General features: G+C 68.3%; 11 protein-coding genes. 1 reads left to right on the forward strand and 10 read right to left on the reverse strand.

The window, feature by feature from the left end; genetic code table 11:
* Window positions 1-55 precede the first annotated feature (55 nt).
* From V6D00_05600 to V6D00_05630, 7 genes are all read right to left on the reverse strand, one after another.
* Entirely contained in the window at window positions 56-1,018 is a 963-nt protein-coding gene (locus V6D00_05600; GenBank protein ID HEY9898637.1) for an HD domain-containing protein, read from the reverse strand.
* A gap of 62 nt (window positions 1,019-1,080) precedes the next feature.
* Entirely contained in the window at window positions 1,081-2,295 is a 1,215-nt protein-coding gene (locus tag V6D00_05605; protein ID HEY9898638.1) for a folylpolyglutamate synthase/dihydrofolate synthase family protein, read from the reverse strand.
* Window positions 2,296-2,327: 32 nt separating this feature from the next.
* On the reverse strand, window positions 2,328-4,355 hold the full coding sequence (locus V6D00_05610) for an ATP-dependent DNA helicase RecQ (protein HEY9898639.1): 2,028 nt from the start codon (window positions 4,353-4,355) through the stop codon (window positions 2,328-2,330).
* A gap of 121 nt (window positions 4,356-4,476) precedes the next feature.
* On the reverse strand, window positions 4,477-6,111 hold the full coding sequence (locus V6D00_05615) for a fatty acid CoA ligase family protein (GenBank protein HEY9898640.1): 1,635 nt from the start codon (window positions 6,109-6,111) through the stop codon (window positions 4,477-4,479).
* A gap of 5 nt (window positions 6,112-6,116) precedes the next feature.
* Complete coding sequence (locus V6D00_05620; GenBank protein HEY9898641.1) at window positions 6,117-7,112, reverse strand: hypothetical protein; 996 nt, start codon at window positions 7,110-7,112, stop codon at window positions 6,117-6,119.
* Between the two features lie 57 nt (window positions 7,113-7,169).
* On the reverse strand, window positions 7,170-9,851 hold the full coding sequence (locus tag V6D00_05625; protein ID HEY9898642.1) for a phosphoenolpyruvate synthase: 2,682 nt from the start codon (window positions 9,849-9,851) through the stop codon (window positions 7,170-7,172).
* Window positions 9,852-9,996: 145 nt separating this feature from the next.
* Window positions 9,997-10,944, reverse strand: coding sequence for a hypothetical protein (locus V6D00_05630; GenBank protein HEY9898643.1), 948 nt, complete (start codon window positions 10,942-10,944; stop codon window positions 9,997-9,999).
* Window positions 10,945-11,085: 141 nt separating this feature from the next.
* Here V6D00_05630 and V6D00_05635 point away from each other — a divergent pair, with 141 nt between their 5' ends.
* A complete protein-coding gene (locus tag V6D00_05635) occupies window positions 11,086-12,294 on the forward strand; it encodes a DUF3419 family protein (protein ID HEY9898644.1) in 1,209 nt (402 codons plus the stop codon).
* A gap of 27 nt (window positions 12,295-12,321) precedes the next feature.
* Here the strand turns inward: V6D00_05635 and V6D00_05640 are convergent, their stop codons facing one another.
* The 3 genes from V6D00_05640 to V6D00_05650 all read right to left on the reverse strand — a co-directional run.
* Window positions 12,322-12,507, reverse strand: coding sequence for a hypothetical protein (locus V6D00_05640; GenBank protein HEY9898645.1), 186 nt, complete (start codon window positions 12,505-12,507; stop codon window positions 12,322-12,324).
* Window positions 12,508-12,509: 2 nt separating this feature from the next.
* The gene (locus V6D00_05645) at window positions 12,510-12,818 is read right to left on the reverse strand and encodes a hypothetical protein (GenBank protein ID HEY9898646.1); all 309 of its coding nucleotides are present in this window, start codon (window positions 12,816-12,818) and stop codon (window positions 12,510-12,512) included.
* Window positions 12,819-12,826: 8 nt separating this feature from the next.
* Window positions 12,827-13,208 (reverse strand): hypothetical protein (locus tag V6D00_05650; GenBank protein HEY9898647.1); only part of this gene is annotated, 382 nt, incomplete at its 5' end.

Here is a 13,208-nt window from a genome sequence, read left to right on the forward strand (position 1 = left end):
GGCACGCTTGTCATGTTTATGCCCAGCGAGGGGAGTTTTTATGAAATCGCCGTGCTCAGCGGCGCTGGCCCTCGGTGTAAGGGAGCCCCGGGTTGCCGAGGACCATGCGGTTGAGGCTCTTGGCGAAGCCCAGGCGCGTGTCCGGGAACTCCTCGCCCGCACGCTTGACCTGGAAGAGGTGGGCGTCCACCGTGTCGGCGTGGTGGACGATGAAGGCCTCGGCGGTGCGGGGTTCGACCGGCGAGCCGTACTCCAGTCGGCCCTGGTGGCTCAGGATCACGTGCAAGAGGTTGGTGGCCTTCTCGGAGGGGATGTCGCCCTGCTCGGCGATCGCCCGGCGCACCAGCGCGTAGCCGAGTGCCACGTGGCCGATCATGTTGCCCACCTCGGTGAAGCCGATCTCGTCGGCATCGAAGGCGTACTCCTCGATCTTGCCCACGTCGTGCAACAGGGCGCCCGCCACGACCACGTCGCGATCGATGCCGTCCTCGGAAAGGCACAGCCCCAGCGCCCGGCGCACGACCGTGAGGTTGTGCTCCAACAGGCCGCTCAGGAAGGGGTGGTGGTGCGTCTTGGCCGCAGGGGCGCGCTGGTAGGCCTCGGCCGTGGCGGGATCCTCGATGAGCAGGCGCGAGAGCATGGCGCGCAGCCCGGGATCCGCGATCGAGGCGACGACGGCGCTCAGCTCGGCGACCATCTCGCAGAGGGGCCGGCGGGAGACGGGCAGGAACTGCTCGGGCGGGAACTGGTCGCGCGGGAGGATCTCGTAGCGCGAGACGACGAACTGCGGGGCGTCCTTGTGCAGCTTGACCTCGCCGCTCAGGCGCAGGTAATCGCCGTTCTTGAAGTCGATCCGCCCCGTCCAGATGACGCAGGCGATCGCCCCCTGGCCGTTGGTGGCCCGGAAGATGTGGAAGCCGCCGTCGGAGTCCTTCTTCTTGAACTCGCGCAGCTGGGTCACGCGGGCGACGTAGTCGGTCGGGCGATCGCCGATCTTGGGCAGGGTCGGGGCGGACAAGGCGGGCCTCCTTGGCATGGCGCAGCGGGAAGCCTCGATCCTACCATGGCTTTCGGGCCGCCTCAGGCCTCGATGACGCGCCCGAGGCCCGCGCACACCGCGCCGACCAGGTACAAGGAGCCTGCGACCAGGATGGGGCGACCATCTGCCAGTCGCCTCGCATGCGCGAGCGCCTCCTCCCAGTCGGACACCATGTGCAGGTCAGGATGAACGGGCTTCGTCTCGAGCGTGACCGGGTCGAGTCCCCGGGCGCTCGGCGGCGTGGTGAGGACGACGGTCGCGGCGTGGGGGGCGAGAGCAGCGATCATGGCCGCGGGGTCCTTGTCCGCGAGCACCCCCATGAGGAGCACCCGCCCCTCGGGCTCGGGGGACGCCTCCAGGGCGCGGGCCAGGGCCTCGATGCCGTCGGGGTTGTGGGCGCCGTCGAAGACGAAGCGCTCGCCTTCGGCCGAGCGCCAGGTCTCGAGACGGCCCGGCCAGCGGGCGGCCTTCAATCCCTCTCTAACTGCCTCGTCGCTCAGGTCCCAGCCGGCCGCGCGCAGCAGGTGCACGGCTTCGAGGGCGATGGCGGCGTTCAGCGCCTGGTGCGCCCCCGCGAGGCCCAGCTCGAAGCCCTGGATCCCGAGGCTCACCACCCTCAGCGGCGCTTCGAGCTCGCCGGCGCGCGCGCGGATCGCCGTGAGGGCCTCGCCGGCGGCGCCCGTGACGGCAGGGACGCGGGGCTTCATGATGCCCGCCTTCTCGCGGGCGATCGCCTCGGGCGTGTCGCCCAGGAGGGCCGTGTGGTCGAGGGCGATGCGGGTGATGACGCACAGCTCGGGTCGATCGACGACGTTGGTCGCGTCGAGGCGGCCACCGAGCCCGACCTCCAGGAGCACCACGTCAGGGGCCCGAGACGCGAGCCAATGGAAGGCGGCGGCCGTGATCAGCTCGAACTCGGTGATAGGGCCGAGCGCGGGATCCAGCTCGCTTGCCGCCATCTGCACGGCCTCGAGCGCGTGCGCGAGCGCCCCTTCGCCGATGAAGGCCCCGTCGAGCCAGATCCGCTCGCAGTACGAGACCAGGTGGGGGCTGGTGTAGCGGCCGACGCGATAGCCGGCGGCTCGCAGGACGCTGCTCAGGAACGCGCAGACCGAGCCTTTTCCGTTCGTGCCGGCGACGTGGATCACCTTGAGGCCGTCCTGAGGGCGATCGAGGCGATCGAGCAGGGCCGTGATGCGCTCCAGGCCGGGGCGGATGCCGTGTTGGAGGGCGTCGCTGAGGATCGAGGAGGTCATGGGTTCTCTCGCAGCGGGAGAAGAAGGTCGCATCAAACCACCAGCGATGCGGGAGGGGCCTGGTGGGCGGCGATCGCCGCGAGCATGGCGGCCCCCCACTGGCGGCACTTGTCCTCGCCGATCCCCTTGATGGCGGCGAGCGCTTCGAGCGACTGGGGTCGAGCGGCCGCCACCGCGTCGAGCACCCGGTCGTGCGCGATGCAGTAGGGCGGCAAGCCCTTGTCCTTGGCGATGCCGGCGCGCGCCTCGCGCAGGGCCGAGAGCAGAACGGGATCGCCGGGCGCGGCGCTCACCTTGGCGACCGGGGCGATCTTGGCGACGACCCGGACCGGGGCCTTGGGCGCGGGCAGGGACCGGGCGCCGGGGGATTCGAGGCAGCGATCGCAAGCGCCGCAGCGCGAAGGAGCCGTCTCGCCGAAGTAGTCGAGGATGTAGGCGCGCCGGCAGTCGGCGGTGTGAGCGTAGTTGACCATGGCGTCGAGCTTCGCGACCTCGCGCGCCTGCTTGCCGATCAGGTAGGTGACGTCCAGCTTGAGGGAATGGAAGTCCTCGGCGCGCTTGATGAGCCGCATGGCGCGGCCGCGCTGGGGCGGGGTGTAGGCGATGAGGCCGCGCTCGTGCAGCCCGTGGAGGGCCGAGAGCACCGATTCGCGGCTCTCGCCCACGTAGGAGACGAACTGGGTGAGGTCCAGGGCCGCTCCCGCGTCCAGCTCGTCGCGCAGGACGGCCTTGAGCGCGCCGTAGACGAGCTTCTGCATCTTGGCGCGGCTGTCGATCGGCATCAGGTCGTTGGCGTGGCGCACGTAGGCATGGTTGGCCCCGCGCGGCGCGCGCGCGATGACCCCGTTGCGCTCGAGCAGGTTGAGGCAGGTGCCGATGGCCATGTCGTTGACCTTGCCCGGCATGGCCCGGCCGATGGCCTCGTGGGTCATGACGAACTCGTCGGGCCCCTGGTCGCAGAGGACCTGGTAGACGTCCGAGAGGGTCGAGACGCTGGGGCAGCTGCCCTCGATGAAGAACTCCTGCAGGTAGCGATCGGCGGGCGAGAAGATCAGCACGCAGTACGAGGCCAGCTGGTCGCGCCCCGCGCGGCCGGCCTCCTGGTAGTAGGCCTCGACGGTGCCGGGCAGGTCGTGGTGGATGACGAAGCGCACGTTGGGCTTGTCCACCCCCATCCCGAAGGCGTTGGTCGCGACCACCACCCGCGCCTTGCCCGCCATCCAGGCGTCCTGCGCCTGCTCGCGCTCCGTGTCGTGGAGGCCGGCGTGGTAGGCGACGGCCGAGACGCCGGCGGCCTCGAGGTGCTCGGCGATCGCCTCGACGTTCTTGCGGGTCGAGGCGTAGACGATGCCCGAGCCCTTGGTCTTCTGGGCGATCTCGAGGACCTTGGAGAGCTTGGCGGCCTCGCCGCTCGCCGGGCGCACCACGTAGCGCAAGTTGGGGCGGTCGAAGCCCGTCACGAACACGGCCGGGTCGTTCAGGCCCAGCTGCTTGACGATGTCCTCGCGCACCTCGGGGGTGGCGGTCGCCGTGGCGGCGAGCACCGGCGGGCGGCCCAGCTTGGCGAGGGCGTCGCGCAGCCGCAGGAAGTCGGGGCGAAAGTCGTGACCCCACTGCGAGACGCAGTGGGCCTCGTCGACGGCGAGGCGCGCGATCGTGATCCCCTGAATCGCCTCCATGAAGGCGCGGTTCTTGAAGCGCTCGGGAGCGATGTAGACGAGCTTGTACCTGCCTGAGGCGAGCCCGGAAAGGCGGTACTCGGCCTCGGCGGGATCGAGGCTGCTGTTGATGAAGGTGGCGGGAATGCCCTTCTCGGCGAGAGCGTCCACCTGGTCCTTCATCAGGGCGATGAGGGGCGAGACGACCAGCGTCGTGCCCTCGAGCATCAGGGCGGGCAGCTGGTAGCAGATGGACTTGCCGTTGCCGGTCGGCATGATGGCGACGGTGTCGCGACCCGCGAGCACCGCCTCGACCACCCCCTGCTGGCCGGGGCGGAAGGTGGAGTGGCCGAAATGCCGCTCGAGCGCGGATTCGGCTGGGCTTGGCGCGGGGTGGGACATAACCTCAGTTTACTCGCCTGGCGCCTTGCCGGGCAAGTGCTGAGATGAGTATTCGCTTGATTCCCCGCCCCCTGGTGGGGCGGGGAGGATTCAGCGTGGCGTTAACTCAGCCAAGAATTGCTCATCTCAGCAGGCGCTGGAGCTTGGCGTGGTCGATCTTGGCGTTGTGACGCGGGTCGAGCGGCATGCGCCGGATGAAGCGGACCTCGTCTACCGGCGCGCCCTGTGCCGCCATGTGCGCGAGAACGGCCTGTTTCCACGTGCCGCGTCGCCACAAGGCGCCGGGTTCGCTGGCCTCGACGACGAGCATCGCCCGGGCGCCGGGCCGGCCGACGAGGGCCGCGTGCCGGACGAAGGGCAATTGCCGTGCGATCGCCTCGACCTGCAAGGGGTAGAGGGTGCGTTCGCCGCGTTGCACGGCGTTGTTCACGCGGCCCACCACCCAGAGGCGATCCTGCGCGTCGAAGTAGGCGACGTCGCCCATGCGGTGCCAGAGGATGCCCTCGGGATCGCGGATCTTGTTCTCGCGCCCCGCCTCGGGGTTGCGGTAGTAGTCCTTGCCCACGTGCTCGCCCGTCACGACGAGCTCGCCGACCTCGCCCGTTTCAAGCTCGACGTCGTCCCAGCCTCGCGCCCCGAGCGAAATGGGGCCGTCGATCCGCCGGATGATCCTGGCCGTGATGCCGTGCGCGAGGCGCCCCACGCAGGTCCCGTGACCCGCCTCGCTGAGCGCGTCGGTCTCGTCGCAGGCCTCGGCCGCCTCGATCAGCGCGACGGGCTCGGCCTCGGTCGAGCCGTAGCCCACGAAGGCCGAGCCGTTCGGCAGCACGCGCCGCAGCTTTCCGAGCAGGCCGGGGGGCACCGGGCCGCCGCCGGTGAAGACCGCGCGCACGGTGGGCAGCCAGAGGCCGCGCTCGAGGCAGTGGTCGGCGATGGGAGCGAAGTACGCGGGCGAGCCGACGGCGGTGGTCACGCCCCAGTCCTGGATCTGGCGGACGATGACGCCCGGATCGATCGCGGCGGGCTTCGAGGGCTTCATCAGCGGCACGACGCTCGTGACCCCCGAGGCGAGGTTGTTGAGGATGAAGATCGGCAGCGCCGGCAAGTCCACGTCCTCGGGGGTGAGTCCCAGCTCGCGCGACAGGGCCCGGTGCTGGGCCACGAGGAAGCCGTGGGTGCGGTTCGCTCCCTTGGGCGTGCCGGTGCTGCCGGTAGTGAAGGTGATGAGGGCGGTCTCGTCGGCCTGGACCGCCGTGGTCTCGACGATGGGGCCGCCCGACTCGATGAGCCGTTCCAGCTGCCACTCCCCGAAGCGCGCAGGCCCTCGTGCCGTGATGCGAAGGGGGATGCCGCTCAGGGCGCCGGTGGCGCGGCCGATGAGCTGGATGAGCGGGACCCCTGCGAAGGCCTTGGGCGAAGTGAGCGCGATGCAGCGCTTGATCTGGTCGATGCCCACCCAGGGGTCGATGAAGACGATGGGTGCTGCGAGCTTCAGGAGCGCGAGCAGCAGGGTGTAGAGCTCGAGGCTCATGGGGATCATGACGACCACGGCGTCCCCGCGGCCGATGCCGCGCGAGGCGAGGGCGGCGGCGAGCCGGTTGACCCGGTCCTCGAGCTCCTCGAAGCTCAGCTGGCTGTAGGCGATGGATCCGCCGGGCCGGACGCTCCGGGGGAACACCAGGGCGGGCTTGCTCGGAGAGACCCTCGCCCAGTGGCTGAGGTAGCGGATGACGTTGTCGTGCGTGGCGAGCGTCATGAAGGTCAGATGCGCTTGCCCTTGCCGGTGCGGTCGAGCATCAGCCGGATCTGGTCGACCAGGTCCTGGCGCTTCAGCTGCTTGAAGGATCGCTGGGCGGCGAGCAGATGCTCGGTGGCTTCCTTGCCTCGCTGGTTCGCCATCAGGAACTTGGCCAGCTCGAGGGATGCGGCCCCCTGTGCCCAGAGATCCTTGCTCGTGCGGGCGACCTTGAGGGCTTCCTTGAGCCGCGTCTCGCCGAGCTTCAGGTCCTTGCGATCGATGGCGAGCAGCGCGAGCAGGCGCAAGGAGCCTTGCTCTGCCGTCTTGTTCTCGATGCGGCGGGCCATGGCGAGGGTCTCCTGGGCCGTGGCCTCCGCGCGCTCGGCCTGCTTCATTTCCCGCTCGACGTTCGCCAGGCGCAGCTTGACCTTCACCGCGTTGTAGGCGTCGTCGCGCGAAAGGGTGCGCTCGAGCACCCCCTGGAGGCGCGGGTAGCCCGCCTCGTACATGCCCAGCTCGCACTCTGCGGAGCCCAGGTCGTAGGTGACGGCATCAAGGAGCTGAGGGTCGTCCACCGTCTCGGCGATGGGGAGGGCCTCGCGGTAGTAGTTCGCCGCCTGGCGGATCCGGCCGTCGCGCTCGGCCATGATGCCCAGGTCGTTGAGGGCGTTGGCTTGGCTGCGACGATCGCCGTAGAGCTGGGCGAGGCCGAGGCCGTTGAGGAGGGGCTTGCGCGCCTCCGCGTCCTTCTCCGAGGCCATCATCGCCTCGCCGCTCATCAGGAGGGCCTCGGGCAAGAGCGCGTGCAAGCCGCTCGCGCGCACGGCCGCGAGACACTCCTTGGCGAGCCGGGCGGCTTCGGCCTGATCGTCGCGGTCCATGGCGGCCTGGAGCGCGCGGAACCCCACCTTGATCTCTGCTTCGCTCGCGCCGATGGGCGAGACGGGCGCGGCGAGGGCGCCTGGCACCGCGACGGCCATCGCGAGCACGAACGAGGCAAGGGCCGGGCGGATTCGCATGAGGGGGCCTTTCTGCTTGAGCGGGGACGGCATGGATCGTATACCCTCGATTCGCCGTTAGAGTCGAACGGTTCCCTGACGGGCGTCCATCTCGACCACCTGGCCGTCCTGGACCCGTCGGGTGAGGCCCTTGATCCCCACGATGGTCGGCAGGCCCAGCTCGCGGGCCACGATGGCCGAGTGGCTCAGGATGCTTCCTCGCTCGATAAGGAGGCCCGAGGCCGCGGGGTAGAGGGGGACCCAGCCCGGATCGGTACGCTCGGCGACCAGGATCTCGCCGTTGAGGCGCATGTCGTCCTCGGGCGAGCGGATGACCCGCACCTTCCCCTTGACCACGCCGGGGCAGCAGCTGATGCCCTTCAGGACGTTGGGATCGTGGTCCGCCTGGTCGGCGGGCTGCTCGCCGACGAAGTGGTTCGCGAAGTGGACCGTTCCGAACGTCTTGAAGCGATCGTCGATGTCCTCGGCGCGGTAGCGCGCGAACTCCGCTTTGCGCAGGGCGGCGAGGCCCCTGAGGTTGGTGCTGGTCGCGGTGCCCTGGATGAAGCCCCAGATCTCGTCGAGGTTGAGGTAGAACACGTCCTGGGCATCGTCCAAGAGGTCCCAACCGGCGAAGGTGCGCCCGATGGACTGGAACATGTCGCGCAGCAGGCCGAAGATCTTGGTGCGCGCAAAGCGCATGTTCTCGCGGTTCTTCACGTGCCGGCGGGCGTTCATGAGCACCCACTTGAAGAACGCGTACCTGAGAGGGTTGCTGCCGAGCTTCTTGCGGATCAGGGCCTCGGCCTCGGTGCGGATCCGCTTCTCGTTTGCCTCCATCGCCGCGATGTCGAGGCTCGGCATCTTCAGGTAGTTCTTCACCATGGCGAAGACGAAGCTGGGATCCTCCTTGAGGTTCTTCTCCTCGAGCTTCAGCTCGTTCATGCAGCGGTAGCCGTACCTGTCGAGGAAGTCCTGGACCCGTTCGCGCATGGCGCCGAACCGCTCGTCGGCCTGCAAGAGGCCCCAGATCTCGCGCTCGTGATGCGACTCGAAGAAGGCGCGCAGGGCCTCGTCCTCGCGGGCGGCGATGGCCATGCGCATGATGGCCTTGGTGGGCTCGGTCGACTCGATCTCGCCTTCGCCGCAAAGCAGGTCGTTCTGGAGCGAGCCCGTCTCGTCACCGCACCAGCTCACGCAGAGCTTCTTGATCACGCCGTAGAAGACCATGGCCGAGATGTCGGTGAGGATCGGTGCTTTCCATTGCCAGAGGAGCTTCTGCTCGAGCTCGTGGAAGGCCACCTTGATCTCGTCGGGGCGCATGCCCTTCCAGTCGTAGGTCTTGTAGTGGGCGTAGGCGCTCTCGAAGTTGCCCTGGAACCATGCGACGGTCTTGTCGATCCGGCGGTAGTTGTCCAGCACGCGCCAGCAGACGTAGAGCAGCTTGGGCAGCTCCGAGTAGTTCTTCTCGCCCTTCTGGTACTCGGCCTTCTCCTTGACCCCCATCATCTGGTCCATGAAGCCCTTGTTGTAGTTGAAGCCGGGCAGCAAGGAGGTCATCTGGTACCAGTTGCCGAGGTTGTAGAAGACCCGGCCCCGTACCAGCCCGAGCAGGTTGCGGTAGGTCTGCTCGTTGGCCTTGATGGTCTCCTCGGGGATGCCCAGGACCGCCGAGACCTGGTTGTAGACGATGTTGTAGGCGTGGGAGGCAAAGGAGAAGGTCAAGGGCGAGGTCACCCCCGAGTAGCTCTCGGTGATGTTCGAGTTGTCCCAGATGATCTCCTTGCCGGCGGTCGCCTGGGGCACCTTGAGGTTGGTGATGGGGCGGGCCTGCAGGATGTAGAGCCGGCCGTCGGCGAGCGCCCACTCGATGTCCTGGGGCTTGCCGAAGTGGGCCTCGATCCGCATGCCCAGGTCGGCCAGCGCCTGGGCCTGGGCTTCGGTGAGGCAAGGGATATCTTGTTGCTCTGCTGCGACGTTGGCCTCGTAGGTTCCATGGCCGCGCCGTGAGGCGAAGGATACCTTCTTGGGTTTGTTTACGGTCTCAGTGGTCAGTTGCCTTGTCTTCTTGTTGACGGTGAAGGAGTCGGTGTCGAGCGCGCCCGACACAATCCCCTCGCCCAGGCCGTAGGTGCCGTTGATGACCGCGGCGTCGCGATCGCCCGTGAGCGGGTCGGCCGTGAACATGACCCCCGACACGTCGGCGTTCACCATCTCCTGGACGATGACGGCGACCTCGGCCCCCACCGGGTCCAGGCCCTTGAGGTGGCGATAGGCGATCGCCCGCTCCGAGTAGGCGGAGGCCCAGCACCCCTTGATGGCCTTGAGGACGCCCTCGGTGCCCTTGACGAAGAGGAAGGAATCCATCTGGCCGGCGAACGAGTCCTTGGCGCCGTCCTCGCCGAGCGCCGACGAGCGCACGGCCACGAACGCCTCGCTCGCGAACTGGTCGCGGTAGGCGCGCTTGAGCTCGCGGGCCATGGCCTCGGGGATCTCGCTGGACTCGAAGAGGCGTCGGATGGTCTCGCTCGCGGTCCTGGCCGCCTCGGGCCTGGCGAAGTCGAGGCCCGCCACCAGGGTCCGGATGACGGCCTCCAGCCCGGAGCTTGCCATGAAGCGCTTGAACATGCCCGTCGGAACGATGGCCCAGGGGGGCACCGGCAGCCCCTGGGCGCTCAGCTCCCGGAGGTTGAGGGCCTTGCCGCCCAGCTCCTGGGCGTCGAGGGAGTTCAGTGCATTGTTGGTGGCTTCACGCGTCATATCGGGTTCTCTTTTCCCTGCCCCCTGGTGGGGCGGGGCTGAGCGTCTAACAAGACCGTTCCATCAAGCCGCTTATGGCGGCCAAACTCGACACATGCCTGGTTTTGTTAGACGCGAGGAGGGGTGGGGGGATCAAACAGGTTCCTTAGAAATCGAGGCGGATCCCGCGGCCGGCCGCGGCGCCTACCGCGATCGCCACGTAGCACAGCAGCATCAGGACCGCCGCCCAGTTGTCGAGCCCCTTGGCCCGCTTGGGGGTCGGCCTGAGCAGGAACTGCGCGAACCCGAAGGCGGTGACCAGCGTGCCGAGCCCGAGCAGCCCGTAGGCGACGGGCCCGAAGCCCACCTCGAGCCCGAGCGCCAGCGCGCAACCCGCCCCTGCCAGCAGGCTCGAGAAGGCCATCAGCGCGGCTCCGGGCGCCCCGAAGTGCTTGGAGTACGAATCGGCGAGGGGCTGCTCGTCAACCGGCATGCGGATCTTGCGCGACATCTCCCAGCCGAGGCCGGTGCCCGCGCCCATTCCCAGCTGCAGCCAGAACAGCCCGTGCCAGCCGGCGCCCGCCTGGGTCGCTGACAGCATGAAAACATACACGCAAAGCAATGGCGTGATGACCTGATGCGTCAGGGCGTAAAGCACGATGTGCTTGTTGAGCCACTCGCCGACGAAGAATTCCTTGTACATCAGGAGCGCATATGTGATGACAAGAAGATAAGATGTGATGGTGGTGAATCCCATCGGGAGATTGAGCAACAAGAGGACCATGGCCACCGTCCAGCCCATGACCTTCAACTCGGAGAGGGGCATCACGCCGCGCGACACGACCCTGTCCGGGTGCGCGATCACGTCGCGGGCGTAGTCCTTGAACTCGTCGAAGATCCGCAGCAGGAAGAAGCTGAGCAGCACGGCCGCCATCCCCGAGAGCGCGCGCCATCCGAAGCGGGCGGCGCCTGGCTGGACCAGGCGCTCGGCGAGCAGGTAGTTGCTCATGAAGAAGGCGCAAACGACCACCAGGTGCGTCGTCAGCGGGAAGCGCTCGTCGAGGTAAAGCTTGAGGCGCGCGGGAAACGGAAGGGCTGGGGCGTCGGTGGCCATGCGTTCTCCTTGTCACGGGGCTATATCTTCCTACCCAGCAACCGTCCTCGGATAGCAGGGGGTCGTACGGGTGGGGTTGAGAAGCCTCGCTCGCGTGGTACAAGGGGAGCACCTTACCGACGACCGACCCAGGAGCGTGACATGACGGCTGGCCTTACCGAAGACACCTTGGCGCGGGGCGCTCATCCGGCCGCGCCCGAGGGCGAAGCGAGGCTCAGGAGCGAGGTCGCCCACCGCCCGTTCTTCCGGGCCATCGGGTACAGCAACTGCTGGGAGGACCCCGCGATCCTGCAGGAGGCCCTGCGGGTCGAGGCCGGAGACGTCTGCTTCTCGATCACCTCGGGCGGCTGCAACACCCTGAGCTTGCTCTTGCACGACCCCGCGCGCGTGGTCGCCCTGGACTTCAACCCGAGCCAGAACCACCTGCTGCGCCTGAAGATCGCCGCCTTCAAGGCCCTCGACCACGACGGGGTCCTCGAGCTGCTGGGTGTCCGCCCCTCCCTGCGCCGCGCGGAGCTCTACGCGGGCCTGCGCTCGCTCTTGTCCGACGATGCGCGCGCCTACTGGGATGCCCACCCGAAACCGATCGCGCGAGGCGTCTTGTACGCGGGCCGTCTGGAGCGTTACCTGCTCGCTTTCGGCGCGCTGATGCGCCTCATTTACGGCCGCAAGAAGCTGCGCGCCCTCTTCGATTGCCGCTCGCTCGACGAGCAGCAGGCCTACTACGATCGCCACATCGACGGCCCCGTCTGGCGCGGAATCTTCGACGTCTTCTTCAGCCGGGCCGTCATGACCCGGGCCAAGGACAAGGAGCACTTTCGCCTGGTCGACTTCGACGGGTTCGGCAAGATCTTCCGTGCCCGGGCCGCCCACGCCTTCACCGGCATCCCCATCCGCACCAACTACTTCCTGGCGCTCATCTTGCTCGGCGCCTACCTGGACGAGGCTGCGCTCCCGCCCTACCTGGCGCGCGAGAACTTCGCGGCGATGCGCGAGCGGGTCCACCGGGTCGAGATCGTCACGGGCGAGATCGAGCGCTACCTGGTAAGCGTACCCGACGATACCTTCGACCGCTTCAACGTCTCGAATCTATTCGACTGGATCAGCGAGCCCAACTTCGTGCGCCTGCACCAGGAGATCGCGCGGGTCGGCCGCGAGGGCGGCCGCATGGCCAACTGGAACACCCTGTTGGCCCGCGCCATCCCCGCCGATCGGGTCGCCGGGATCGAGCGCCGCCCCGATCTCGGCCAGGTGCTGCTGCGGCGCGACCGCGCCTTTCTCTACGCCAACTTCGAGGTCGGGATCATCCGCAAAGTCGCCAGGCACCCAGGCTCGGACAATCGAGCCTGATGGTCTGATCCCGCTCCGCCAGGGGAGTCAGTCCTCGACGATATTGCCCGTCAAGTCGGAAGGGGTGGGGCTCGGGTTCGTGCCTGCGCTCTGCTGGGGGGTGGCGACCGTCCCCAGCTCGTCCGCAGGCGAGCAGCTGGTCGCAAGCAGCGCGATCGCGAGGCCCGCGAGCAGCATGGACGCCACGCGGCGCTGGCGAAGGTTCGATTTCATCGTCATGGTTCCTCGATCGGAAGCGACCCGCTGGCATCCTGCGTCGGGTCTGGGTCGGGGGTGACGGTGGGACCCGGGTTTTGCACCGGAATGACGGGCGTGTAGGTCGGAGTGGGGGTCGGCGTCGCGGTGGGCTTCGGCGTGGGGCGGGGCGTCGCGGTGAGGGACGGGGGCGGAGTCGAGACGGTGCCGTTGACGTCGGCGCCGGCCCCGCTCACGGGCACGAGGAGGTGGGAATCCTCGTCGCCTGTAGCGCAGCCGACGAGGAGCAGCAAGCCCATCATCACGGCCCCGAGCCATCGTGAGTGCACGCACGCCATCAGAACGAAGGTCCCATCAGCCCGTAGCGACGGGCCACGAACGCGCTACCGATCGGCATCTCGTAGACCACCGAATCGGCACCGATCCCCCAAACCGTCGTTTCCCGGATATCGAGGCCGTAAACGGCCGTCCCCAGGGTCCAGGTCGCGGTGTGGGTGCCGTCGCCGACCACCTTGTAGACTTTTCCGTCGGCTGCGCCCACGTAGAGGTCGTGGTTCGCGGCGTTGAGCGCCAGGGAGTACGTGCGGCCGCACCCCGTGACCATGGTTTCCAGGTTGGTCGCCAGGTCGATCTTGAGCACGCCGCCGCCTTGCTGGTTGTCGGGCGAGGCCACGTACAGGGTGCTGCCGTCCAGCTCCAGCTCGCGGCTGGTGACGGTG

The organism is Pantanalinema sp. (assembly GCA_036704125.1).
Classification (GTDB): domain Bacteria; phylum Cyanobacteriota; class Sericytochromatia; order S15B-MN24; family UBA4093; genus JAGIBK01.

Excerpts from the sequence above, each read along its gene's own strand:
- V6D00_05605 (HEY9898638.1), bottom strand. The coding sequence starts at position 2,295 with ATGACCTCCTCGATCCTCAGCGACGCCCTCCAACACGGCATCCGCCCC.
- V6D00_05610 (HEY9898639.1), bottom strand. The coding sequence starts at position 4,355 with ATGTCCCACCCCGCGCCAAGCCCAGCCGAATCCGCGCTCGAGCGGCAT.
- V6D00_05615 (HEY9898640.1), bottom strand. The coding sequence starts at position 6,111 with ATGACGCTCGCCACGCACGACAACGTCATCCGCTACCTCAGCCACTGG.
- V6D00_05620 (HEY9898641.1), bottom strand. The coding sequence starts at position 7,112 with ATGCGAATCCGCCCGGCCCTTGCCTCGTTCGTGCTCGCGATGGCCGTC.
- V6D00_05625 (HEY9898642.1), bottom strand. The coding sequence starts at position 9,851 with ATGACGCGTGAAGCCACCAACAATGCACTGAACTCCCTCGACGCCCAG.
- V6D00_05630 (HEY9898643.1), bottom strand. The coding sequence starts at position 10,944 with ATGGCCACCGACGCCCCAGCCCTTCCGTTTCCCGCGCGCCTCAAGCTT.
- V6D00_05635 (HEY9898644.1), top strand. The coding sequence starts at position 11,086 with ATGACGGCTGGCCTTACCGAAGACACCTTGGCGCGGGGCGCTCATCCG.
- V6D00_05640 (HEY9898645.1), bottom strand. The coding sequence starts at position 12,507 with ATGAAATCGAACCTTCGCCAGCGCCGCGTGGCGTCCATGCTGCTCGCG.